We start from the raw sequence: 24211 nt of genomic DNA, 5'->3' as shown, positions 1-24211 counted from the left end.
ACAACGAACCCACCATGACCCCCGTGCTGTTGGTCGACGACGACCGTGAACTCACTGAGATGCTCGCCCTTTACCTGGCCCGCGAGGGCTTTGCGGCCACCGCCGTGGGCACTGGCGAGGAAGGCGAGCTAAAGGCCCTCAGCGGCGCCTTTCAGTTGGTGGTACTGGATGTAATGTTGCCGGACATCTCGGGTATCGAGGTGTTGCGGCGGATCCGGGCGCGCAGTCAGGTGCCGGTATTGCTGCTCACCGCGCGTGGCGACAACATCGATCGGATCGCCGGACTGGAACTGGGGGCCGACGACTATGTACCCAAGCCCAGCTCACCGGGTGAGTTGGTGGCGCGGCTGCGGGCGATCCTGCGGCGGGTGCAGCCGCAATGGGTGTTGGAAAGCCTGGTGCCCGAGCGGGTGAGCAGTGGCAGTCTGACCCTCTGGCCCGGCCGTCGGCAGGCGCAGTGGGGCTCGGCGGGGCTCGAACTTACCGGCACCGAGTTCAGCCTGCTGGAGGCCCTGGCGCGCAACGCCGGGCAGTTGGTGAGTAAGCAGGACTTGTCGCTCAATGCCCTTGGCCGGCCCTTGACGCGTTACGACCGGCGTATCGATGTACACGTCAGCAGCATCCGCCAGAAGCTCGGCCCGCGCGCCGACGGCAGCAGCTGGATCCAGAGCGTGCGGGGCATGGGCTACATGTTGATCGTCGAATGAACCGCCGGCGCCTGTTCTGGAAGCTGTTTCTGGCTTTTTGGCTGGCCAACAGCCTGACCTTCCTGGTCGGCGCTGGCGCGTTCATGCTCGATGAGCTGCGTGGCGACACGCCGGCGCTACGCTCGCTGCTTGCTACCGAATTGAACATGTTGCAACGCTATGGCGAACAGGCTGGGCGGCAACTGCTCAACGTGACGCCCCAGGCGCCGGAAGTACAAGTGGGCCTGTACGACGAGCAGGGGCGATTGCTGGCGGGGCGCGCCGTTGCGCATGCGCGCTTCGAGCAAACGGTGCTAGACGTGAGAGGTCGCCCGTTGATTCTGCGGGCATCGGCGGCCAGTGGCATCGACCAGGCGCCGCGCCCCCGCGGCATGGGGCCTTTGGTCACCGGTACGCTGATGAGCGCGTTGTTCGCTTTGCTCTGCAGCCTGTACCTGACGCGCCCGCTGGCCTGGTTACGCTCGGCGATGGCCGAGGTCGCCCAGGGCCGTTTCGACATCCGGGTGCGGCCGCGCTTGGGGCGGCGGCGCGATGAGATCGTCGATCTGGCCGAAGATTGCGATCGCATGGCAGGGCAGCTCAAGGCCTTGGTGCAGGCACAACAGAACCTGCTGCACGACATTTCCCATGAGCTGCGTTCGCCGTTGGCGCGCTTGCATGCTGCCATCGGTCTGCTGCGCCAGCAACCGGAGCGGCATGAGATGCTCGAACGCATCGAGCGTGAATCGCGGCGCATGGACGACCTGATCGAGCAACTGTTGACCCTGGCCCGCGTCCAGGCGCAGCGGGGCGAAGAGGTGGGTGCGGCGCTGGACGTGGTCGAGCTGTTGGCGCAGATCGTCGAGGATGCGCGGTTCGAGGCGGGCATCAAACAGTGCCAGGTCGTGCTTGCCGCGCAAGCGCCTTTTCTCACCCATGGTCATGAGGAGCTGTTGTACCGAGCGTTCGAGAACGTCATCCGCAATGCGGTGCGCTACACCACTCCCGGTACGCAGGTGCGGGTAGAGGCGACGTTGCTGGCGGGGGAGCGTTTGCAGGTGTGCATCACTGACGAAGGTCCCGGTGTCGATCCGGCGCGGCTGCAGCGCATTTTCGAGCCGTTCGATCGGGGTGGCGACTCTGGTGGCGATGGTTTCGGCCTTGGTCTGGCCATCGCCCAACGTGCCGTCGCCCTGCACCAGGGCACGGTCACGGCCCGGTCAGGGGGCGAGGGTGGCCTGCAGGTGTGTATCGAGTTGCCACGGCTGTAGTCGAGGCCTTGAGCGGGCTTGTCCACGCAGAGCTTTGGTTCTTCACGGATTGTCGGGTGGGGGGCTGGCTGGTTTGGCATTGAGACTGGGGGAAGATCCATTTTGTGTAGCGGCGCTACTGGCCCCTTCCGCCTTTACGGCGGGCAACTTTTTTCTTGGGAAAAGTTGCACAAAACCGCTTGCTCCCACATACGGCCCCTACGCTGCGCTTCGGGGTCCCCTCGCTCCGGCGGCTTGCGGGCCCGCGCGGCCTACGACTTGCTGCGCAAGTCTACATCTCGCGCCTCCGGCTACGCCGGAGGGTGCTGCGCACCTGGCCCTCCAGCCACCTCCACTCGGCCTCCTGAGGTCGCGGGTAGATCAAAAGCAAGATCAAGAGCAAGAGCAAGAGCAAGATCAAAAGCCAGAGCCATGGCAGGCGAATCGCTGCGCTCTCGCTTTTCCCTTTACCTTCGTTTTGTGTTGCCGCGGATAGTGCGATCTGTCTTTCGAAGATAACGCCCGTGCAGGCGCCGCCCGTAACTTTGCGCCGTAGCGAGGGGACCCGTAGCGAAGCGGAGGGCCGGATGCAGGAGCAAGCGGTTTTGCCTACTTTTCCCAAGAGAAAAGTAGGCCGCCGAAGGCGGAAGGGGCCAGAAGCGCCACTACACACAATGGATCAGCTCACGATCTAGATGCCAAGCCAAGCCAAGCCAAGCTCCCCGACAATCCGTGAAGAGCCAAAACTTTGCGCTAGCCTAGAAGCCGACGACCCTACTTGGAGAGGCACGATATGTCCGTTGGCAATGCGATCTATCTCGATGACCTGCACGTCGACCAGACTTTCAGCAGTGGCGAGTTCCCCCTCGATGCCCAGCAGATCATCGATTTTGCCCGCCAGTTCGACCCGCAACCCTTCCATCTGGACGACGCCGCGGCACGAGGCACTTTTTTCAAAGGCCTGGCCGCGAGCGGCTGGCACACCGCGGCGATCACCATGCGCCTGCTGACCGAATGCCTGCCCATCGGCAGTGGCGTGATCGGTGCTGGCGGCGATATCCAGTGGCCCCGCCCGACCCGGCCCGACGACGTCCTGCACGTGGTCTGCAAGATACTGGAAATCCAGCCGTCGAAATCCAAGCCTGACCGCGCCATGGTGACCACCGAATGCCTCACCCTCAACCAGCACGACGAGGTGTGCCAGCGCATGGTCAGCAAGCTGTTGGTCATGCGCCGGCCGTCGGAGCCTGGAACACCGGCGTAAGCCCACTGCTGCGTATGCGCCCCACCAGCGTGGCCAGCCGAGCCTGACGGTAGGCGGCCACATCGACGTCCTGGTAATCATAGAAGCCGATGCCGTCTCGCAGCCCGCTACGCCCATCGCGCATGTTGGCGAGCACGCTGGGCGGTGCCTGGAAACGCTCGCCGAGCTGGCTGGCAAGGTACTGCGAGGCGTAGTAGAGGATGTCGCCACCGCCCCAATCGATGAACTCCAGCAGGCCCAGCACGGAAAAGCGCAGACCGAAACCGGTACGCACCGCAAGGTCGATCTGCTCAGCGCTGGCCACGCCTTCTTCGACCATGCGCGCAGCTTCGTTCATCACCAGCGCCTGCAAGCGGGGCACGATGAAACCTGGCACGGCGTTGCATACGACAGGGACTTTGCCGATGGCGCGCAGGGTTGCCAACAGGGCATCGACCGTCGAATCGCTGGTCTGCGCACTGCGTGACACCTCCACCAACGGCATCAGATGCGCGGGGTTGAGCCAATGCGCGTTGAGCATTCGCGCGGGCTTGTCGACCATGGCGGCCAGCTCGGTCACCAAAAAGGTCGAGGTGGTCGAGGCGATGATGGTGTCCGCTGCCACATGCTGGTCGATCCAGGCGAATGCCTCGCGCTTGGCCTGCAACACCTCGGGCACTGCTTCGAAGACCAGTCCACAATCTTGCAGCGCCTGGGGCCCCTCGGTGCGCGGCAGTAGGCAGATGCGCTCCAGCAAACACTGCGCCTGCGTGGCGTCGATCAGCTCGAGGGTCGCCAGGTTGGCGGCTTCGGCTGCCAGGTTGTCCCGTAGCACCTGAAAGTAACGTACCTGCGCCGTTTGCTCACGGACCTTGAGATCGATCAGGCTCACCTGCAACCCGGCCTGGGCGAAGGCCAGGGCGATACCTTCGCCCATGCGCCCGGCCCCCACCACTGCGATGCGCTGTACAGGCGCGCTCATGGCAGCACCCCCTCGCGCAGCAGCGCCGCCATCTGCGCCTTGTCCAGCGTCGCCAGGCCCAGGTTGTCCAGGGTTCGACCTTCGCTGTAGAGGTCGCGCCCGGTCACTGCCGAGGCGAGGGCCAGCAAACCCTCGGCCACAGGCGTCGGCACGCCCGCCCAGCGTCCCACCGAGACCAGCAGTGAAAGGCCCAGGCGAGTGTCTTCGAGCATGTAGCGGTGTTGCTGCAGATCGATCTTCTCACGCCAGTCGCCACTGTCGGTAAGCTTGCCGTGGGCACCGCGACCATACATCCATTCATCGCCCTGGTCGGTGTTGTAGTGGTCGGCCAGAGGGAAGTGCGGCGCGGGGTAGCCGAGCGCTTCGCGCACGCGCATGCGTTCGGCGTCCAGTTGGTTGGTGACCCGGCGGATCGATGGTTGGGTGCCTTCGTTGTGGATGTCCCAGGAGTCGAAGTGTTCCAGCGGGCCGGCGTTCATCAGGATCAGCGGTGGGTGGATGATCGGCCCGGCGTTCATCAGTGCGCCACTCAGGGCATCCTCGATCGGCTCCACGCTAGGGTACGCCTCGCGCAACACGGCAAAGGCATGGGCCGACAGGCGACTGGGCAGCACGCCGGTAGGCAGGCGTGTGGCATAGGCGCTGATCACCAGTTGATCGGGACCATGCTTGCGTACCAGGTAGGGCAGGGTGCCGGTTTCGGCGAAGGCTACCTCGGCGTGGTTGCCACACTCGTGCATGGCCTTGGCGAACACATAGCTGCCGAAGGTGCCCGGCGGCAGGAACACCACCTGGCCGTCGCGCAGCAAGGGTGCGACGTCAGCGGCCAGGGCCTGGTGCGTGGTCGCCGGCAGCGGAATGACCACCAGCTGCGCACCTTCCAGGGCCTGGGCCAGGTCGCCGACCAAGGTCAGTCGCTGGTCGAGCGCGACCTGCCGGGTGCCGCGAAAGTCGCGAACGGTCAATGCGCCGATGGCCTGCAATTGCTTCAGCGCCGCCTGGTCGCGCCGCCACAGGCGAGTGCTGTGACCGCGCTCGGCCATTTCGACGGCGGCTGCATAGCAGCCGTGGCCGCCACCAAGGATGGTGATATTCATGGGTGTCGTTTCCTGTGTTGAGGTCAGTCGATGCTAGCGAGCGGATCCGTCCAGGGCGCTACGGATCGCGCAGCAGGCGTACCGATTGCGCAGCGACTCAACGGTTCAGGGTGGCCGAGGGCAGGCAGCCGAAGCGGCGGCGGTATTGCTGGGTGAAGTGCCCGGGGCTGTTGATGCCATGGCGCAGCAGCACATCGGTGACGCTGCCTTCGCCAGCTTGCAAGGCATGGTGCACCGCCAGCAGGCGACGCTCGCGAATGTATTCGACCGGCGTTTGCCCCAGGAAACGACGAAAGCCGGTTTGCAAGGTGCGTAGCGAGACGCCGCTGAGGGCGCACAGGCTGGCCAGGGCCAAGGGCTGGTCCAGGTGTGCGTCGATATGGTCGCAGGCCCGGCGCACGTGCCAGGGCAACGGGGGGCGCTGAGCATGTTCGAGGGCGGCGCTGTAGTTGTGCGGCAATTGGGTCAGCAGCAGGTGCGCCAAGTGCTCCGACATCCCCTGACGCAACGCCGCCAGATTGAGGTCGAGGGCGAACAAGCGGCAGATATAGTCCAACCCCAGGCCCAGCGCCTGCACGCCAGGATGGCTGGCGGCAAGCGGCACATCGAACGCCAGTGGCTGGCGCAGGCTGTGCCCAAGCAAGCGCTGGACCTGCACTTCCAAGGCCTCGCGCGGCACGCTCAGGACGGCGTTGCGGCAGCTGCCGCCCGTGACGATACGGCTGCTGGCGAACGGCGAGCTGACGCTCAGGCCACCTGCGGCGACCGCTGCCTGCCGTCGGCCTTGGGTCACTTCGCAGCGCCCCTGCAAGGTACTGCGAAACAGGTACTGCTCACCGCTGCTCTCCAGGCTGATCTCCACTGGCGCGTGGTAGTGCAGTTCGAGCAACCGCACACCGCCGAACTCCACGCCGCCGACCTGTAAGTGCGGCGGCGTATCGTCCAGTACCCGCAGGCGATGCGGGCACAGGTAATTGGCCAGCTGCGTCTGCATCTCGGCCAGGTCGAAGGAGTCGAGCAGGACGAAACGCTGCAGCAGGCCGCTGTCGCTGAGCATCTCAGGCGGCGCCGGGGTGTTCGCGTTGCATGCTGGCCCTGAAACACTTGCAGCCCTTGGCCAATAGAACGATGGCCAGGAACGAAGCGAACACGCTGACGATCGACATCGACGAGCCGACTGCCGCCGGTACGCCGAAGTAGCGGTCGGTGATCAGCGCGACCAATGTGGTGCCAAGGCCCAGAGCGAGCAGGTTGCTGATCAGCAGGAACACCGCCGACACCTGTGCGCGCACCTGGTTCGGCGAGAGGATCTGCATGGCAGCCGTGGAGGCCGGCATCGGGAACGAGGCGAAGAACATGGCAGGTACCAACAACGTCACCGACAACCACAGCTGGTCGACCTGCGAATACAGGGCTGCCGGCACGATCATGCCCACTGCACCGATCACTCCTGTACGCATTGCCGCATCGCTGCGCCCGCGCTTGGCCAGGTGGTCGGTGAGCCAGCCACCGAACACCACACCGGTGGTATTGGCCAGCAGCAGGATGGAACCTAGCATGAAGCCTGCCTGCTCGGGGCTCATGCCGAACTTGCGGATATACAGTGCCGGTGTCCAGCTGAGCATGCAGTACAGCGCCATGGCGTAGAACGAGAAGCCCAGGTAGTGGCAGGCGAACGTCGCCCGATGACGACCGATGAAACGCAGGCCGTCGGTGAGCCGGACCTTGCGTACCTTGCCGTCGGCGTCCAGTTGGGCCCCTTTGCGTTGAGGATCGCGCACGGTCAACCAGATCAGCAGGCCGACGATCACCCCCGGCAGGCCGACGATGAAGAACGCCAGCTGCCAGGCCTTCATGGCGCCGAGAAACGCCACCTCGATGGTTTGCGCATCCTTGAGCATGGCGATCACGTAGCCGCCGACCAGGAAGGCGACGCCACCACCGACGAACGAACCGATCGAATAGATGCCAACAGCGCGGCCCAGCTTTTCCTTGGGAAACATGTCGCTGAACATAGAGTAGGCCGAAGGTGACAGGGCCGCCTCGCCGACGCCGACGCCGATGCGGGCCAGGAACATCTGCACGAAGTTCTTGCTCAGGCCGCAGGCCGCGGTGGCGATGCTCCAGAAGATCACTCCCAGGGCGATGATCCGCGGTCGCGAGAAGCGATCCGCCAGATAGGCGATGGGCATGCCCATGAACGCATAGAACAACGAGAATGCCAGGCCATGCAGCAAGCTGAACTGGGTGTCGGTCAACTGCAGGTCGGCCTTGATCGGCTCGATCATCAACGCGAGGATCTGCCGGTCGACGAAGGAAAATATGTAGGCCACCATGCACAGGATGACCACGTACCATTCGTAGAAGTAGCGCTTTTCGCGCAGCGTTTCGGGTTGCGCTTGGGTGAGGTTCGTCATGCTCGCATGCTCTCGAAAAGGAAGCCGTAAGGTGTCGGGGCGTTGAGATGTGGCTGAGGGCGCGGCGGGCTCATCGCCGTGGATCAGCCTGCGGCTTGATGGAAAACACCGCGACGGTAGTGATCGCGCCCATGACCAGGAGCATCACCGAGACCGGCCAGGCGTCCTTGTACAGGCTGAACAGCGCGGTGGCCGCCAACGGCGCCAGACCGCCGGAGAAGATCGAGGCGATCTCGTGCCCCATGGCCAGGCCCGAGTAGCGCACCTTGGGCGGGAACAGTTCGCCCATCAGCGCCGGTTGCGTGCCGATCATCGCGCCGTGACAGAACGCCATGCCCAGCAGTGCCGCCAGGTACACCCACACAGGCGAATGGGTATCGAGCATCCAGAAGAACGGGAAGGCCAGCAGCATCAGCCCCACCGAACCGATCGCGTACACCACGCGGCGGCCAAGGATGTCCGACAGCCAGCCCCAGAACACAATGGTGCCGGCTTCGACGATCATCGCGACCATCACGGCCGCCAGCACCAACTGGGTGTCCAGGCCGGTGAACTTGGCGTAGGCGATGGTGAACGCCAGAAACAGGTAGGCACTGCCGTTCTCAGCGATGCGGATACCCATGGCTTGCAGCACCGCCTTGGGGTGCTTGCGCAACACTTCCATGGCCGGGATGTGCTCAGGCTGGTCGGCTTGAGCCTGTTCTTCGACGAATGCCTTGCTTTCAGGCAGCCGGCGGCGGATGTAGACGCCAACCCCGAAGATCAGGATGCTGGCCAGAAACGGCACGCGCCAGCCCCAGCTCATCATGTCGTCGACCGGCAACATCTGCACCAGATAGAACGCGGCAGCCGACAGCACGAAGCCACCGGAGACCCCCAGCTGGCTCCAGGCCGCATAGAAGCCGACGCGGTCCTTGGGCGCGTTTTCGCTCAGCAGCAGCACGCCGCCGCCCCATTCGCCACCTGAAGCCACCCCTTGCAGCACGCGCAGAATCACCAGGCATGCGGGGGCCAGATAGCCGGCCTGCTCGAAGGTCGGCAACAGACCCATGGCGAAGGTGGCGGCGCCCATGATCGCAAGGGTCATCACCAGGGCCTTCTTGCGTCCGGCCTTGTCGCCGATGTGGCCGAAGATCAGCCCGCCGAGCGGGCGGGCCAGGAAACCCACCGCGAAGCCTGCGAACGAAGCCATGGTGCCGAGCACCGGATCGGTGCCAGCGGGGAAGAACAGCGGCGCGAAGATCAGTGCCGCTGCCGTGCCATAGAGGAAGAAGTCATACCATTCCAGGGCATTACCCAGTACCGAGGCAATGACGATACGGCGCATGGTGCGAGGATCGGTATCACGGGTGATGCTGGTGTTCAGATTACTCATGAGCCATCTCCAGACGGGCCACTCACCAGAATTTCCAGGTGTAGGAAGTGATCAGGCGGTACTCGTTGTAGTCGTTGCCATATTTTTGTTGGGTACGCATGTTCTTCAGGTCGAACGACAGGTCTTTCAGTGGCCCGCTCTGGATCACGTAGCTGAGCATGATGTCCCGTTCACTTTCCTGGTCCCGTGCAAGGCCTGGACCACGGTCGACGTCGGTGCCTTTGATATAGCGGGTGAACAGTTTCAGGCCGGGGACGCCCATCGCCGCGAAGTTGTAGCCGTAGCGCACGCTCCAGCTGCGCTCGTCCGGGCGAATGAAGGGCACGCTGGCCCAGTTGGGCAGCCACAGTTGCGGCACGTAGCCGTTGAGGGTCGGGAACACCGTGTCACCGGTCATGCGCTGGTAGCTCAGGCCGACCATGTGGCCGCTCTTCTCCAGGGTCACCAGGCCGAAGTAGGCGCGGTTGTCCACCGGTCCGCTGCGCGCGGCGCCGTCCTCGCGGTTGTTGAAGTAGCCGACGTCGGTCTTGAGCTGATAGCCATCGGCGAACTTCAGGGTGTGCTTGATGCCGCCGTAGTCCTGCTTGTAGACGTCGTTGAGCACGCCATGGAAGTAACTGCCTTGCAGGTCCGGGGTCAGGTTGTAGGTGGCTCCGACGAAGTCCAGGCCGTCGCTGTCCTGGCTATCGCTGGTGCCGTAGCGGTAGAGGCGCTCGTGGTTGGAGGATTCACGGGTGACGATCGACCAGAAACGGCCGCCGACCAAGGTCAGGCCATCGATGTCCCGCGACTCGACCACTGCACCCTGGTAGATGGTGTCGAGCTGGCGGCTGGGGTCATTGGACGCGACCGGGTAGAACGGCTTCTGGTCACCGATTTTCACCACGGTGCGGGCGTATTTCAGTTTCAGTGTGGCGCCACCGCGACTGTAGTCGTCGGCGGCCTGTTGACGATGCCGGCTGTAGGGCAGGGAGCCGTCGTTGCCGGTCGAATCCAGACGCAGCGCATACTGGCCATTGAGGTCCAGGCCGACGGCCAACGGCGTGTCGGTGTAGCCGGATTCGAACTGCAGGTCGAAGCCCTGGGACCAGTTGCCGACCTTGGACACAGGGGCACTGGAGTTGGTGAAGTTACGGTTCAGGTAGAGGTTTCGGAAGTTCAGCGAGAGGTGGCTGTCATCGACCACGTCCGCCCAACTGCTCAGGGGTATCAGGGTGCCAATACACAGGCAAATCGATTTCGCACGCAACGGCCTTATGAGTTCCATGGGGTAATCCTGGAAATGTGATCAGTACAAGTTCCGGGCAGTCGGGTAACTGGGCAGAAAACACTGCAGGTCTGGGCCCGCTTGTCTGTCACGTCTTGTTTTTGTTGTTTTAGATATCCAGCACCAGGCGCTTGCCGCGCGCCCGGGAACAGCACAGCACGATCTGTTCGTTGCTCTGTTTCTCCTCATCGGTCAGGTAATGGTCACGGTGATCGGGTTCGCCTTCGAGCACATCGCACAGGCAGGTGCCGCACACACCTTGCTCGCAGGACACCTCGACCTTGACCCCGACATCACGCAGCGCGGCAATCAAGGTCTGCCCGGTTTGCACCTGCACGCGCTTGCCACTGCGTGCCGCCACCACCTCGAAGCTGGCGCCCGAGGTGTCGACTTCAGCCTGGAAGTGCTCGTGGTGGATATGCCGGTCGTCGAAGCCTTGCTGGCGTGCGCCCTCGATCACCCAATCCATGAAGCCTGTCGGGCCACAGGTATAGAGATGCACGCCTTCAGTGCCTGGCCCCAGCACCCGGGCCAGGTCCAATGGCCGGTTGCCGTCTTCGTCGCTGAAATGGGTGAACACACTGGCGGCGAACGGCGCCGCCAGCAGTTCGTCGACGAAGGCGCAGCGGCTGCGCGAGCGGGCCCGGTAGTGCAGTTCGAACGGCTGGCCCTGGGCGTGCAGGGTGTGCGCCATGGCGATCAGCGGTGTGATGCCGATGCCGCCTCCGAGCAGGATCGAGCGTTTGGCATCACTGGCCAACGGAAACAGGTTGCGTGGCGCACTGATACGCATCGGCGTGCCGGGTTGCAGGCGTTCGTGCACCGTCCGCGAGCCGCCGCGCGATTGTCGGTCGTTGAGCACGCCGAGGCGATAGACATTGCGTTGCGCTGGGTCGCCGCACAGCGAGTACTGACGCACCAGATCGGGAGCCAGATGCAGGTCGATATGGGCCCCCGCGGCGAACTGCGGCAGCACCTGGCCATCGACCGCAGCCAGTTCGAGGACGACGATGTCGTCCCCTTGCACCTCGCGGGCGGTGACGGTCACGTCGAGCAGTTGTTCGCTCATGGCCGTCGCCCTAGAGGATGTAGCCGATACCGGCCAGGGCATCGTCGCTGTTGATCAGGCTGATGACCTTGCGGTGGATCTTGAAGCTGGCTTCGGCACGCACCAGGGTGTAAGTCAGATCGGCGCTGTAGTGCTTGAGGCTTTCCTTGCGGAACTCGCGGATGTTCTGTGCCGCACGCACGGTGACATTCACCCCATCGTCGGCGAGCACGCGGATGCGCGAGATCGTGCGCACGGTACGCGGTTGCGGGCTGGTCGAGATCGACTCGCCACCGATCAGCCGCTGCACGCGCAGGCCGCGCATGTGGTGGTCGTCGTAGGCGTAGTTGAGGGTATTCTCGTAATCGGTCTGCTTGGGATCGATGGGGATGATGTAGGTCCCTTTGTCGGTCCACAGGTTAAGCCAGGCGTCGTACTCACCATGGTCGAGCATGTCGCCTTCCTGCCAGATGAACGCGGTGACTTCGTTGAACAGGTTCAGGTTCATCATTTGCTCTCCGCGCTCATCATTTTCTTCCACTGCTGGTACGCCGCACGCATGCCGGTTTCGGCACTCACGTCGGAGATCAATCCGTCTTCGCTGGGCTTCTCGCCTGGCAGGCCGCGGTTGAGCATGATCCACAGGTTCTCGCCGGCATTGGCGCCTTTCTGCACCCGCTCCCAGGCCTCGGAATCGTCCGGCGTGCCGAAGCCCATCGGCCCCTGGAAGTGTTCGTGCAGACGCAGGCGGTAGCGGTTGGCTGCCGCCGGGCCGCCGTCCATGGTGATCACCGAGTGGTGGATCTCGGTCTCGCTCACCGAGATCGGCTGCAGCACACGGAAGAACGCCATCGAGCAGGCGACGTTGGGGAACAGATTGAGGTTGAAGCCCGAACCGCCGACGGCGCGCACGATGCGACGTACCTGCTGTTCCTCGATGCCCTCGTCACGCAGCTCGGCGGCGAGGCTTTCGAAGCGCTCCGGGATCGGCTTGTCGAGGTCGGCTTCGAGGTCCACCAGCTCAGGGATCATCACCATCACGCTGTGGCCATTGCCCAGGTCTTCGACGTAGCCTGGGCCTTTGACGAAGTCGAACAGCTCCAGGGTCTGCTCGTCGACCGAGGACAGGAAGCTCTTGTGCACCAGCGGGAAGTGGTAGGCGTCGGTGGTGTTTTCCAGCTGGATCTTCCAGTTGCCGGGGAAGCGGAAACGGTGCTCGCCTGGGACCTTGATGCCGTAGCCGGCGCCCTGTTTCATGAACAGGTCCATCCATTTCTTCGCCGCGCCGAGGAAGTCTTCCAGCGGCTCGATGTCCTCCTTGAAGGTGGCGAAGACCATGCCGGCGTAGCTTTCGGTGCGCAGGCTGACCAAAGGCAATTCGCTCTTGTCGATGCAGTCGCCATAGCTTTCCGGGTGCGGGATGCCACGCAACGAGCCGTCCAGGGCGTAGCCCCAGCCGTGGTAGGGGCAGACGAAGCTGTTGGTCTTGCCTTTCTTGTGCTCGCACACCGTAGCGCCACGGTGGCGGCAGCGGTTGAGCAGGACGTTGATGTCCTTCTTGCGGTCGCGCACCACGATCACCGGCTGTTTGCCGATATAGGTGGTCTTGTAGCTGCCGGCGTCGGGGATTTCGCTTTCGTGGGCGACCCAGATCCAGGTGCTGTGGAAGATCTTTTCCAACTCGGCATCGAACAATGCCGGGTCGGTGTAGAGGGAGGTGTGGACACGGTCGGCCTGCACCAGCTCGGCCGGGTCGACCGTCAGGTTGACGGCGGGAATCAGGTTGCTCACGGGAATACCTCTGCAAGGCGATTTCTTATGTGAGCAACGCTAATGGCAGGGTGAGGGGCGCTCAATGACAGGGACGGGCAATGTCGTTGCGTTTTATGCAACGAGTGTTCAGTTGCAACTGCGGTGTCTTCTTACCGGGGCCAACCCACTGCAGTGGTATCAGCAACTGGCTCTCAGGAGTTGGCCGCCATGCGTACCGCCTTGGCCATCTCCGTTGCCAGCTCGCGGCTCAGCCCATCCAGGGTCCGACCTCGGCGGGTGACGATCTGAATATCGGTGGCGTTCATCGCCGGGCAATCGATGGCCAGTGCCTTGAAGGTGCCGTTCCTGATCTCGTCGATGATCGGCAACTCGGCCAGCAACGTGGCCCCCAACCCCGAACGCACGTAGTCGAGGATCACTGCCAGCGAATTGGAGGTGAGGGTGGGCACGATGTCGAACGGTTGATCCTTGCACGCGGCATCGGCCAGTTCGCGCACCCGGAAGTTGGCGCCGGGCAACACCAGCGATTCGCGCGCCACCTCTGCGAGGGTGACGGTCGAGCGCTGGGCCATGCGACTGTCACGGTGCACGATCATGCGCAGCGGTTGGGCCAGGCTGAACAGCCGGGTCAGGCGCGCCGTCGCGCTGGGCGCGAAGATCACGCCGAGGTGGGCCTCGTCGGCCAGCACCTTGCGCTGCACCTCGAGCGATGGCGCGCTGATGATCTCGGCCTTGTGCGCGCCGTGGGCGTGGAGGAAGCCTTGCAGCGAATTGATCGCTCGGGCGCCGAGCAGGCCTTCGCCGATGGCGATGACCGTCGAGGCCTGCTGACGCTGACGCAGTTCGTCGAGACGGTCGATCAGTGCCGAGTGCTGGCGCAGGCGCTCGACGTAGTAATCCACGGCCGCCTCGCCGGCAGCAGTCAGGCTGATGCGATGGGTGCCGGGACGTACCAGTTCGATATCCAGTTCCTCTTCCAGCCGCGCAATCTGGCGGCTGACCGATGACGTGGCGACCCCCAGGGCTTCGGCGGCGGCGCGCATCGAGCCCTTGTCATGGCTCAGGTGCAGGTAACGCAGGCGGTGGTCCTGCATGTCGATAGGGCGGGTGGGCATGACCTCTACCTCGGAGTAAGCACGGCAGGCATTGGCGTGGTCCCCGCCATCCTGGTGGGGCGCTTTCTGGCTTGTTGTTATCGTCCCGGCGCGGTTGCCGGGCGTCGTCGCGGTCCATGCCTGGCCATCCTACACCAGCTTTTTTTTCGCTGAAATCATGTGAAAAGTGCATAAAAAATTTTTTGGAATATTGGCGGGGTCGGTTAGTTTTTTTTGCTTTGCCGCGAAGGTTCGGGATCTGAATAAAACGCCATTTAAATCAATTAATTAAGCGGATAGGTCGGGCGAATGCGGCCGGCTAGATCGTGAGAAAGCCATGATTTAAGCGTGAAAATTCAATTGACAATTCACGTAATCGAACGCAAATTTTGTTCACCGGCACACACAACAAGAGAGATACACCATGCCGCCCAGACCCACCTTCGCCATTGCGCCTGGCCCCTGTTCGCCTCGAGTGAGCGCAGCCAATTCGCATCCTGCCCCCGAACTCCAGCATCACTACAAAAACCGCGCCTGAGACGGAGATAGTCCATGGATTCGCTTTGCCTGCGTGCCGCGCCTGTATCGGCGCTTGCCTCCGGCCCTGCCTTCGAGGCTTTGTTAGAAGGCGTTCGTGATCGTGCCCGCCTGGGTGAGTTCGATCGCCAGCGCCACATTTCCCGCGACGTGATCGATGCCTTCAAGGCTCATGGGGTCTACCGCGCCCTGGTGCCGAAGCGCTTCGGTGGGCTGGAGTGCTCGCCAGCGGCCTTCTGCGAAATGATCGAACGCATCTCCCATGCCGATGGATCGGCTGGCTGGGTGGCCAGCTTCGGCATGAGCCCGGTTTACCTGGCAGCATTGCCGCTGGAAACCATCACCGAGATCTATGGCAACAGCCCCGATACGGTGTTCGCCGGAGGCATCTTCCCGCCGCAGCCTGCCGAGATCGTCAGCGGTGGCTTCAGGGTCAATGGCCGCTGGAAATACTCCAGCGGCTCGATGTGTGCCGATATCGTCGGCGTCGGTATCGCCCCACGCAACGGCGACAAGCTCGACCTGCCGCGCCTGGCCGTACTGCCACGCAGCCAGGCGCGCATCGAGCAAACCTGGGACACCGTCGGCCTGCTCGGCACCGGCAGCCACGACCTGGTGGTCGAGGACGTGGTGGTCGGCGAGCAGTGGACGTTCGTACGCGGCGGTAAGCCGAACCTGGACGAGCCGTTTTTCCGCTATCCCTCACTGTCTTTTGCTACCCAGGTCCTTTCGGTGGTTGGCCTGGGTGTGGCCCGCGCTGCCCTGGATGAGTTGTCGGGCATGGCCAGCGGGCGTATTTCGGTAACCGGAGCCCCGGCATTGGCCGACCGGCCGTTGGCCCAGGTGGACGTGGCCAAGGCCGAGGCTGCGTTGCGTTCGGCGCGTGCCTTCTTCTACGAGTCCATCGAACGGGCCTGGGAGCACGTGCTGACCGGCGATCCGGTACCGGTCGAGGTGACCAACCTGTTGCGACTTTCCTCGACCCATGCCGCACGGGTATCTGCCGAAGTGGCACGCAGCGCGCAGATGCTCTCGGGAATGACCGGCATCTACAACGAAAGCCCGCTGGCCCGCTGCGTCAACGATGCGCAGGTGGTCACCCAGCACGCCTTCATGGGCGACGTCACCTATCAGAACGCCGGGGCGATGTTCTTCGGTAAACAGCCCCTTCCGGGCTACCTCTAATTTCCAGGGATCTTTGTCATGAGCGATAAGAAAACCTTGCGCGTGCTGTTCTGCATGGGCATCAACCAGAACTTCTTCGATGCCCCACGCGAGGAGCAGTTGCAGGTGTGGGCCGCCTTCAGCGCCATGTGGAACGACATCCACGACCTGGCCGGGGTCAGCGTGCTGGGCAACATGGACGACGACCAGAGCATGGTCGGTCCGTCCGATGGCTACCCCTGGACCACCTACCTGCTGGCCGATGTGCCGGACATCGAAACCGTGCATGCCGCCTGTAACCTGTTCCGCACCACGGCGGTGGGCGACGGGCCGTACAAACTGTGGCGCTACGCCAAGGTCGAGGCCCGCGTGGGCCGCGAACTGATCATCCAGCGTGCCTGATGTCGAGGAGATCCTGTGAGCAATCTGATCAAGCCTGTCGATGCCATTGCCGGTATCGGCCATTTCTTCTGAGGAGCCGACCATGAACCAAGTCGCATTGGTCACTGGCGCCGGTCAAGGTCTGGGTCAGCGTTTTTGCGCTCGGCTCCTGGCAGCAGGATTCGACGTGGCGGTTTCGGACCGTGATCTGGGTTTGGCCCAGGCCGCCGCCGAGCAGTTGCAAGGGGCGGGTGGCCGGGTATTGGCGGTGAAGCTCGATGTCGGCGACAAGGCCGATTTCGAACAGGCCCTGGCCCAGGTGCTGCAGCACTTCGGCGCGCTGCACGTGGTGGTCAACAACGCCGCCGTGACCAAAACCACGCCGCTGATGCAGATCAGTCCGGAAGAGTTCGACGCGGTGGTCGGCCTCAACCTGCGCAGCGTGTTCCTGGGTTGCCAAGTGCTGGGGGCGTACCTGGCCGAGGCCGGTTACGGCCGCATCATCAACATGGCCTCGCTGGCCGGGCAGAACGGCGGTACCGCTACCGGCGCGCATTACGCGGCGAGCAAAGGGGCCATCGTCACCTTGACCAAAATCTTCGCCAAGGAATTCGCCGCCCGCGGCGTCACGGTCAACGCCGTTGCGCCTGGGCCGATCGACTCGCCGGCGGTGCACGCCGCCGTGGCTGCCGAACGCCTCCCGGGCTTGCTGGCAAACATTCCGGTGCAGCGTTTGGGCGATGCCGACTTTCTCGGCGATCTCATCGTGCAACTGGCGCGACCTGAAGCCTACTTCACCACCGGAGCGACCTGGGACGTGAACGGCGGGTTGTTCATGCGTTGATTTTTTCGGGGCGCACGGCGCCCCCTCTGGTAACCCGAGACACCGGCCATGAATGAAGAACTGTTGAATGTAGTCGTGCGCAAGCGCGAGATCCAAGGGGCCGACGTGGTCGTCCTCGAACTGGGACGGGCCGATGGCGCCGCGCTGCCAGCCTTCGAGGCTGGCGCACATGTCGATATCCATGTGGCACCTGGTCTGGTGCGCCAGTATTCGCTGTGCAGCGACCCCGCCGAGGTGACCGTCTACCGCCTGGGCGTGCTGAAGGACCCTGCGTCCCGCGGCGGTTCGGTGCAAGTTCACGAGTCGCTGCACGAGGGCCGCGAAGTGCAGATCAGCACGCCGCGTAACCTGTTCCCGCTGGCCAGCGATGGCAAACGCTCGATTCTGCTCGGCGGCGGTATCGGCATCACCCCGATGATTGCCATGGCCCATGCCCTGCATCGGCAGGGTGCCGAGTTCGAGTTGCACTATTGCGGACGCTCACGCAGCCGTAGCGCGTTTCTCGACGAACTGGCCAATGCGCCGTTCGCTGCGCGGGTGGTGACCCATTTCGACGACGAGGACGCCGCTCAGCGTCTGGACTTGCCTGCCGTGCTCGGCCAGGGCAGCTCTGGCACGCACCTGTACACCTGTGGTCCGTCGGGCTTCATGGACTGGGTCATCGCGGGCGCACGGCAGCAGGGTTATGACGAGTCCCATATTCACAAGGAGTACTTCCAGGTCGAGGTCGACGCCAGCGGTGACACCTTCGAGGTGGTGGCGGCGCGCAGCAACAAGACCGTGCAGGTCGCCGAAGGTCAGACCATTCTCGATGCCCTGGCTCAGGTCGGTATCAAGATCGACATTTCCTGCGAGCAGGGTGTGTGCGGCACTTGCATGTGCGAGGTGCTCGAAGGCGAGCCGGACCATCGCGATGTGTACCTGACCGACGAAGAAAAGGCCGCCAACGACCAGATCCTGGTGTGCTGCTCGCGGGCCAAATCCAACAAGCTGGTCCTGGATATCTGAGGAGATGACCATGGTAGAGGTAACCCAATTTCGCAACGCAATGGCGATGCTCGGTGGCGCCGTGTCGGTCATCACCACCGATGGCCCGGCCGGACGCTTCGGTTTCACCGCCTCGGCGGTGTGCAGCGTGACCGACTCGCCGCCGACCTTGCTGGTATGCATGAACCGGTCGTCGTACTCCAACGAGATGTTCAAGACCAACGGCGCGCTGTGCGTGAACGTGCTGGCCGGTACTCACCAGGCGTTGTCCGGCGCGTTCGCCAACCGTGAGCTGGACATGGACCAGCGCTTCGCCAGTGCCGACTGGATGGTCCTTGAGAGCGGGGCGCCGGTGATGCAGGAAGCGCTGGTGAACTTCGACTGCCGTATCGCCCAGGTTCATGAGGTGGGTTCGCACAGCATTTTCTACTGCGAGATCCAGGGCATCCGCCATGGCGGCGCCGATGACGGGCTGGTGTATTTCAACCGCGCCTATCACCGCGTCAGCGAAGCTTCGAAGGCGTGCTGAGGCGGCGCATGGCGAGGGCTGCCTAGCAGCCCTGGGCATCACGGCGTTTCGAGGTTATGGAAGACCACTTCGAGCATGCGATTCAAGCGTTGTACCTGGGCTTCGGTGAGCCCCTTGAAACTGCGCTGGAACAGGTCGCGGGTCACCTCCTGCATCCGCTCGATGCTCTGCAGGCCAACGGCAGTGATGCGTACCTGAGTCACGCGACCGTCCTCGGGGCTGGGCGCGGTATCGACCAGGCCGTCCTCCTTCATGCGGTAGACGATCTTGGTGATGGTCGAAAGCTTGGCGATGGCGTGGGTGGAAATTTCGGAAATGCTCGATTCGCCGTTCTCGTTGAGGATCCACAGCACGCGCCAGCGCGGCACGTCGAGGTCGATCTTCTTGAGCAGACGCTCCATGTTCTGGGTATAGCGGCCATGCACCCGGGCCAGCCAGTAGAAGGGGAAATCCTCCTTGCGAAATTCATCGCTGGCCGGGTCGTGATGGCGGTGACCTTTGCTTTTCGAGGTGCTCATCGATTCACTACTTGTGCGGAAATAGTCGCGACATCATAGACGTTTCAGCGAGTTTGGCCATGAAAAAGTGGCGGCATAATACTGGAAAGTTCAGTTGACATTTCACGTAATTATTCGCCATGTTAACGCCGGGCTCAGGTCCGGTATACATTCTTGAAAAGGGCTGCGCGAACATGACGATCATAGTTGAAACCCTTGACTTGGGCGGCGATGGCCCTCGAGTCGTGGTCAAGGACACCCTCGATGTCGCCGGTACTGCGACCCGTGCCTCTAGCCAGGCGTTGGAACATGCACCGCTGGCCGAGCGGCATGCCGAGGTGGTCAGCAATCTGCTGGCAGCCGGCGCACGCCTGACCGGCAAGGTCAGCTTGCATGAACTGGCGTTCGGCACCACCGGCATCAATCGCTACACCGGTACGGCGGCCAACCCGCGTTTTCCGGGGCGCATTCCGGGTGGTTCGTCGAGCGGCTCGGCGGCGGCGGTCGCCGCCGGCCTGGCCGATTTCAGCCTGGGTACCGACACTGGCGGCTCGGTGCGCATCCCGGCTTGCTGCTGCGGTGTGTTCGGGCTCAAACCCACGTTCGGCCGGGTCAGCCGCCAAGGTGTGATGCCAGCACGCACCAGCCTCGACTGCGTCGGTCCGTTCGCTGCAAGCCTGCCGATGCTGGTACGGGCCATGGGCATGATCGATCCGACCTTCACGCCTGCCCAGGTGCCGAGCCAGGCACGTATCGGTGTTCTGCGCGTCACTGCCGAAGCTGCCATCCACAAGGTGGTACAGGGCGCTTTGGCGGCCACCGGGCTGCCCCTGGGTAACGTCGAGTTCAAGCATTTCGGTGCCGCTTACGAGGCTGGCATGGTGGTGATCAACCGCGAAACGTTCGAAGGATGCGGGCACCTGTTGGACACCGGCAAGGTCGGCGCCGATATCGCCGGGCGTTTGGCAGCGGCAGGGCAGACCAGCGACACGGCGCTGGCAGAGGCCGAAGGCGTACGCACGCGTTTCACTGAGGAAGTCGACCGGGCCCTGGCTGAATTCGACGTGCTGGCATTGCCGACCATGCCGGATTTTCCCTTGCGCCTGGAAGATGCCGCCGACACCCGCGCTGTCCTGGGCATGACCTCGTTGGTGCGCCCGTTCAACCTGTCCGGGCACCCGGCGTTGAGCATTCCGCTGGGCAGTGAGTGCGGTTTGCCGGTGGGCTTGCAACTGGTAGCGGCCAAGGGCGCCGACGAAAAACTGCTGGCGGTGGCTGAGCGCGTGCTGCTCAACCTGTACGCCAACACTCGATGCTGAGGTGACGATGAGCGATATCGTTGAGTTGCAGGCACGCCTGCAGCGGTTCGAAAGCCAGCAGGCCATTCGGGTCTGCATCAATCGCTACATGGAGCTGTGCGACCAGCTCGATGCCAGCACGCCGCTGGATGAGCTGGCGGGGCTGTTCAGTCGCGAGGCGGTGTGGGAGGGTAAGGGTGCCAAGTATGCGGCGAGCTTTGGCGGATATCGCGGGCGTGAGGCGATTCGGGCGATGTTGGCCACCTACATGAAGACCCCGGCGCACTTTGCCCTGAACGTGCACTTCTTGACCAGCGAGGTGATCGAGGTCGATGGCGAGGAAGGGCTGGGACGCTGGGTGATGTTACAGACCAGTACCTTTGCCGATGGCGCCTCGCACCTGAATGCGGCGCGATTGACTGTGCGATTCGTGGTCGAGGATGGGGTGTGGCGGATGGCGCATTTTCAGACTGAGAATCTGTTCAGTCGGCCGGTTTCGCGATGGCACAGTGAGGCGGAGTTGCCAGTTCCTGGGCGGTGATTTGGGGGGTCGCTTGGGAGGTTTGGTGTGGCGGAGATCGAGCGCCGCTCGTGCGGCGCTCGATCTCGAAAGCACCGAAGACCTCAAGGCATGCCCAACCACTCCGGCAAAGCCAACGAGATAAACGGCACATAAGTAACCAGGATCAGGAACAACAGCAGAATCGACAACCAAGGCAGCGCAGCCCGGATCGTCTGCCCCAACGTCAACCCGGTCACCGCCGAAGTCACGAACAGGTTCAACCCCACCGGCGGATGCACCAACCCAATTTCCATGTTCACCACCATCACGATCCCCAGATGAATAGGATCGATGCCAAGCTGCATGGCAATGGGGAAGAAGATCGGCGCCAGGATCAGGATGATCGCTGAGGGCTCCATGAAGCTCCCCGCCACCAGCAGCACGATGTTGACCATGATCAGGAAGCCGATCGGCGTCAGTCCTTCGGACATCACCCACTGGGTGATCTGCTGGGGAATCTGCTCGGTGGTCAGCACATGGGCGAAAAGCATGGCGTTGGCGATGATGAACAATAGCATGATGGTCAGTCGCCCAGACTCCAGCAACACCTTCGGGCAGTCCCGCAAGCGCATGTCCTTGTACACGAACAAGGCAATGAACGCCGAATACACCGCCGCCACCGCCGCTGCCTCGGTGGGAGTGAACATGCCGCTGTAGATGCCGCCAAGGATGATCACCAGCAGCAACAGCCCCCAGAACGAACGCTTGGCACACCGCAGCCACTCGGCGAAGCTGGCCCGTGGTTGCGCCGGCAGCTTCTTGACCCGGGCAACGATGTAGATGGCCACCATCAATGCCACGCCCAACAGCGCGCCTGGCACCACACCGGCCATGAACAGCTTGCCGACCGACGTCTCCGTGGCGGCCGAGTACACCACCATCACGATCGAGGGCGGAATAAGGATACCCAGGGTACCGGCGTTGCAGATGATCCCCGCGCCGAACTCCCGTGGGTACCCCGAGCGCACCATCCCAGCCACGGCGATGGAGCCGACCGCTGCCACGGTGGCCGGCGAGGAACCCGACAACGCCGCGAACAGCATGCACGCCAGCACGGCGGCGATGGCCAGGCCGCCACGGATATGACCGACACAGGCATTGGCGAAGTCGATCAGGCGCTGCGCCACACCACCGGTGGTCATGAACGCCCCTGACAGCAGGAAGAACGGGATCGCCAGGAAGGTGTAGCTGTCGGAGGTCTCGAACAGCTTGATCGCCAGCGAGCTGAGTGAGTCCTGGCTGAACATCAGGATCGACAGCGCCCCGGAAAGGCCCAGCGAGATCGCGATCGGTACGCCCAGGAACATGAACACGAACAACAACAGGAACAGGCAGAGTACCGTCATCAGTGATGCTCCTCACCGGGGTTGGCCAGCTTGCTCGCTTCCGCAGCCTCGTCGGCCAGACCCAGGTCGTACTGGCGATGGGTGTAGAGGCGATAGAGGATTTCCAGGTAGCGCACGATGATCAGGGCAAAGCCCAGCGGCACGATCAGCGCGATATGGCCGATCTTGATGCCATAGCGGTCCAGGTCCTCGGCACCGATACTGGCCGCGAGCACCGCGCTCACCCATTTCACGCTGGCCAGCAGGAACAGCCCGGCGTAAGCCAGGCAGCAGGCGCAGGCGATCATCGCCAACACCCGCTGCACCGGTTTGGACGTGCGCCGCACCAGCACATCGACCCCCAGGTGGCCGGCAGTACGCACGCCATAGGAGATACCGAAGAAGATCAACCAGCCGAACAGGGCCTTGGTCAGGGCGATGCTCCAGGTCATTTCCTGGGCGTAGCCCATCAGATGGTCGCCGATGGACAGCAGCAGGTCGCTGGCCCAGGGCCAATGGTCACTGAGGCTGTAGAACAGTGCGTAGACGTTGTTCAGGGCCACGTAGATGAAGGTCACCAAGGTCATGGCCGCCAGGAGAAAGGCGATGGCGCCTTCCTCGAAATGCTCCCAGACACGCCTGAGCGATTGCATAGGGATTCTCCAGACAGAAAGGGCGGGCGGGCCACCCGTGCAAGGGGTGGCCCGGACAGCGCGGGAGGGCCGTCAGGAAGCTTTGTTGGAGGCGGCGGCAGCCTTGATCAGGTCGGCACCGATCTGGTCGGAGAACTTCTCCCATACCGGGCGCATCGCTTTGCGCCATTGCTCGCGCTGCTCGGCGGTCAGCGTGTCGATCTCGCTGGTCTTGGCGTCGATGATCTTCTGCTTCGCAGTTTGGTTGAGCGCCTCGGCCTGTTTATTCACCTCGACGGTGACCTTGTCCATGATCGTCTGCAGCTCGTTGCGGACCTCTTCCGGCAGGCCGTTCCAGAACTTGGCGTTGGTGATCACCATGTAGTCGATCAGGCCATGGTCGGTCTCGGTGAAGAACGGCTGCACTTCGTTGACCTTCTGGCTTTCATAGTTCGACCAGGTGTTCTCGGTGCCGTTGACGGTACCGGTCTGCAGGCCCTGATAGACCTCGGCGAAGCTCATCTTGCGCGGGTTGGCGCGAATGGCCTTGAACTGCTCCTCGAGCACGCTGGAGGCTTGCACGCGGAACTTCAGACCACGGGCATCCTTGGGCAGGATCACTTTCTTGTTTGCCGACAGTTGTTTCAGACCGTTGTGCCAGTAGGCCAGGCCGCGGATGCCCTTGTCTTCCATGGACGTCAGCAGCGCCTTGCCTTGGGGGCCTTGCTGGAAGCGGTCGACTGCCGCCAGGTCATCGAACAGGAATGGCAGGTCGAAGATCTGCACCTGTTTGTTGTAGTGCTCGAACTTGGCCAGCGACGGCGCCAGCATCTGCACGTCGCCCAGCAGCAGGGCTTCCATTTCCTTGCCGTCGCCGAACAGCGACGAGTTGGCGTAGACCTCGACCTTGACCTTGTCCTTGAGCTGCGGGTCTTCGGCGACCAGCTTCTGGAACATCAGCGCGCCCTGGCCCTTGGGCGTGCTGTCTGCCACCACGTGGGAGAACTTGATGACGATGGGATCGGCGGCGTGGGCCATGCTGGCCATGGACACTGCGGCGGCGCAGAGGAGCGCCTGGGTCAGCTTGAACATCGATGTCACCTCGGATTTATTGTTGTAGAGGGTTGGCGTAAAGATGGACCACGGTGCGTGTATGGACAATCAGCTTTTGGATAAGGCAGCGTTCGGCAGAGCCGAACGCACTGTCATTGACCGCGCAAACG

24 protein-coding genes are annotated in these 24211 nt (G+C 63.1%); 10 read left to right on the top strand and 14 right to left on the bottom strand.

The window, feature by feature from the left end; translation table 11 throughout:
- The first annotated feature begins 14 nt into the window (after nt 1–14).
- The 3 genes from E2H86_RS02420 to E2H86_RS02410 all read left to right on the top strand — a co-directional run bounded on the left by E2H86_RS02420 (nt 15) and on the right by E2H86_RS02410 (nt 3200).
- Nucleotides 15–707 (top strand): response regulator transcription factor, encoded by a 693-nt coding sequence (locus E2H86_RS02420; protein WP_133324322.1) that lies wholly within the window; start codon nt 15–17, stop codon nt 705–707.
- Nucleotides 704–1957 carry a HAMP domain-containing sensor histidine kinase gene (locus E2H86_RS02415; RefSeq protein ID WP_133324320.1) on the top strand — a complete coding sequence of 418 codons (1254 nt, stop codon included), beginning with the start codon at nt 704–706 and terminating at the stop codon, nt 1955–1957. The genes E2H86_RS02420 and E2H86_RS02415 overlap by 4 nt, the downstream gene beginning before the upstream one ends.
- A gap of 772 nt (nt 1958–2729) precedes the next feature.
- Nucleotides 2730–3200: a MaoC family dehydratase gene (locus E2H86_RS02410; RefSeq protein WP_133324318.1), complete on the top strand. Its 471-nt coding sequence runs from the start codon at nt 2730–2732 to the stop codon at nt 3198–3200.
- Here E2H86_RS02410 and E2H86_RS02405 read toward each other — a convergent pair.
- The 10 genes from E2H86_RS02405 to E2H86_RS02360 all read right to left on the bottom strand — a co-directional run bounded on the left by E2H86_RS02405 (nt 3163) and on the right by E2H86_RS02360 (nt 14253).
- Nucleotides 3163–4161 (bottom strand): 3-hydroxybutyryl-CoA dehydrogenase, encoded by a 999-nt coding sequence (locus E2H86_RS02405; RefSeq protein WP_133324316.1) that lies wholly within the window; start codon nt 4159–4161, stop codon nt 3163–3165. The two genes, E2H86_RS02410 and E2H86_RS02405, sit on opposite strands and share 38 nt — an antisense overlap.
- On the bottom strand, nt 4158–5258 hold the full coding sequence (locus tag E2H86_RS02400; protein ID WP_133324314.1) for an NAD/NADP-dependent octopine/nopaline dehydrogenase family protein: 1101 nt from the start codon (nt 5256–5258) through the stop codon (nt 4158–4160). Before E2H86_RS02400 ends, E2H86_RS02405 begins: the two co-directional genes overlap by 4 nt.
- A 97-nt stretch (nt 5259–5355) precedes the next feature.
- Nucleotides 5356–6315: an AraC family transcriptional regulator gene (locus tag E2H86_RS02395; protein WP_133324312.1), complete on the bottom strand. Its 960-nt coding sequence runs from the start codon at nt 6313–6315 to the stop codon at nt 5356–5358.
- Between the two features lies 1 nt (nt 6316).
- Nucleotides 6317–7675 (bottom strand): spinster family MFS transporter, encoded by a 1359-nt coding sequence (locus tag E2H86_RS02390; RefSeq protein WP_133324310.1) that lies wholly within the window; start codon nt 7673–7675, stop codon nt 6317–6319.
- Nucleotides 7676–7745: 70 nt separating this feature from the next.
- A complete protein-coding gene (locus tag E2H86_RS02385; RefSeq protein ID WP_230385473.1) occupies nt 7746–9050 on the bottom strand; it encodes an MFS transporter in 1305 nt (434 codons plus the stop codon).
- Between the two features lie 22 nt (nt 9051–9072).
- Nucleotides 9073–10317, bottom strand: a complete 1245-nt coding sequence (locus tag E2H86_RS02380; RefSeq protein ID WP_133324308.1) for an OprD family porin — start codon at nt 10315–10317, stop codon at nt 9073–9075.
- A gap of 109 nt (nt 10318–10426) precedes the next feature.
- Nucleotides 10427–11386, bottom strand: coding sequence for a PDR/VanB family oxidoreductase (locus E2H86_RS02375; RefSeq protein ID WP_133324306.1), 960 nt, complete (start codon nt 11384–11386; stop codon nt 10427–10429).
- Between the two features lie 10 nt (nt 11387–11396).
- Entirely contained in the window at nt 11397–11873 is a 477-nt protein-coding gene (locus E2H86_RS02370) for an aromatic-ring-hydroxylating dioxygenase subunit beta (RefSeq protein ID WP_133324414.1), read from the bottom strand.
- Entirely contained in the window at nt 11873–13156 is a 1284-nt protein-coding gene (locus tag E2H86_RS02365; protein ID WP_133324304.1) for an aromatic ring-hydroxylating oxygenase subunit alpha, read from the bottom strand. Before E2H86_RS02365 ends, E2H86_RS02370 begins: the two co-directional genes overlap by 1 nt.
- A gap of 173 nt (nt 13157–13329) precedes the next feature.
- On the bottom strand, nt 13330–14253 hold the full coding sequence (locus E2H86_RS02360) for a LysR family transcriptional regulator (RefSeq protein WP_133324302.1): 924 nt from the start codon (nt 14251–14253) through the stop codon (nt 13330–13332).
- A gap of 531 nt (nt 14254–14784) precedes the next feature.
- On the opposite strand from E2H86_RS02360, the gene iacA reads away from it, so the two are divergent.
- The 5 genes from iacA to E2H86_RS02335 all read left to right on the top strand — a co-directional run bounded on the left by iacA (nt 14785) and on the right by E2H86_RS02335 (nt 18674).
- Nucleotides 14785–15954 (top strand): indole-3-acetate monooxygenase, encoded by a 1170-nt coding sequence (gene iacA, locus E2H86_RS02355; protein ID WP_133324300.1) that lies wholly within the window; start codon nt 14785–14787, stop codon nt 15952–15954.
- Nucleotides 15955–15972: 18 nt separating this feature from the next.
- Nucleotides 15973–16335, top strand: a complete 363-nt coding sequence (locus tag E2H86_RS02350; protein ID WP_133324298.1) for an IacB protein — start codon at nt 15973–15975, stop codon at nt 16333–16335.
- Between the two features lie 82 nt (nt 16336–16417).
- Nucleotides 16418–17158, top strand: coding sequence for an SDR family NAD(P)-dependent oxidoreductase (locus E2H86_RS02345; protein ID WP_133324296.1), 741 nt, complete (start codon nt 16418–16420; stop codon nt 17156–17158).
- 48 nt (nt 17159–17206) lie between these two features.
- On the top strand, nt 17207–18166 hold the full coding sequence (locus E2H86_RS02340; protein WP_133324294.1) for a PDR/VanB family oxidoreductase: 960 nt from the start codon (nt 17207–17209) through the stop codon (nt 18164–18166).
- A 10-nt stretch (nt 18167–18176) separates the two neighbouring features.
- Nucleotides 18177–18674, top strand: a complete 498-nt coding sequence (locus E2H86_RS02335; protein ID WP_133324292.1) for a flavin reductase — start codon at nt 18177–18179, stop codon at nt 18672–18674.
- 38 nt (nt 18675–18712) lie between these two features.
- On the opposite strand, the gene E2H86_RS02330 is transcribed toward E2H86_RS02335, so the two are convergent.
- Complete coding sequence (locus E2H86_RS02330) at nt 18713–19192, bottom strand: MarR family winged helix-turn-helix transcriptional regulator (protein ID WP_133324290.1); 480 nt, start codon at nt 19190–19192, stop codon at nt 18713–18715.
- A gap of 173 nt (nt 19193–19365) precedes the next feature.
- Here E2H86_RS02330 and E2H86_RS02325 point away from each other — a divergent pair, with 173 nt between their 5' ends.
- Together E2H86_RS02325 and E2H86_RS02320 are read left to right on the top strand one after the other, a co-directional pair.
- Nucleotides 19366–20490, top strand: a complete 1125-nt coding sequence (locus tag E2H86_RS02325; protein ID WP_133324288.1) for an amidase — start codon at nt 19366–19368, stop codon at nt 20488–20490.
- A gap of 7 nt (nt 20491–20497) precedes the next feature.
- Entirely contained in the window at nt 20498–21010 is a 513-nt protein-coding gene (locus tag E2H86_RS02320; protein WP_133324286.1) for a nuclear transport factor 2 family protein, read from the top strand.
- 83 nt (nt 21011–21093) lie between these two features.
- Here the strand turns inward: E2H86_RS02320 and dctM are convergent, their stop codons facing one another.
- The 3 genes from dctM to E2H86_RS02305 form a co-directional block, all read right to left on the bottom strand.
- Nucleotides 21094–22377 (bottom strand): C4-dicarboxylate TRAP transporter large permease protein DctM, encoded by a 1284-nt coding sequence (gene dctM / locus E2H86_RS02315; RefSeq protein ID WP_133324284.1) that lies wholly within the window; start codon nt 22375–22377, stop codon nt 21094–21096.
- Nucleotides 22377–23009, bottom strand: a complete 633-nt coding sequence (locus E2H86_RS02310) for a TRAP transporter small permease (RefSeq protein WP_133324283.1) — start codon at nt 23007–23009, stop codon at nt 22377–22379. Before E2H86_RS02310 ends, dctM begins: the two co-directional genes overlap by 1 nt.
- A 72-nt stretch (nt 23010–23081) precedes the next feature.
- Nucleotides 23082–24080 carry a DctP family TRAP transporter solute-binding subunit gene (locus tag E2H86_RS02305; RefSeq protein WP_133324281.1) on the bottom strand — a complete coding sequence of 333 codons (999 nt, stop codon included), beginning with the start codon at nt 24078–24080 and terminating at the stop codon, nt 23082–23084.
- Between the last annotated feature and the right edge of the window lie 131 nt (nt 24081–24211).

Source organism: Pseudomonas putida, assembly GCF_004357765.1.
GTDB classification, from domain to species: domain Bacteria; phylum Pseudomonadota; class Gammaproteobacteria; order Pseudomonadales; family Pseudomonadaceae; genus Aquipseudomonas; species Aquipseudomonas putida_U.
The sequence above is the reverse complement of the archived record's forward strand: the minus strand, read 5'-3'. Positions and strand labels throughout refer to the sequence as shown.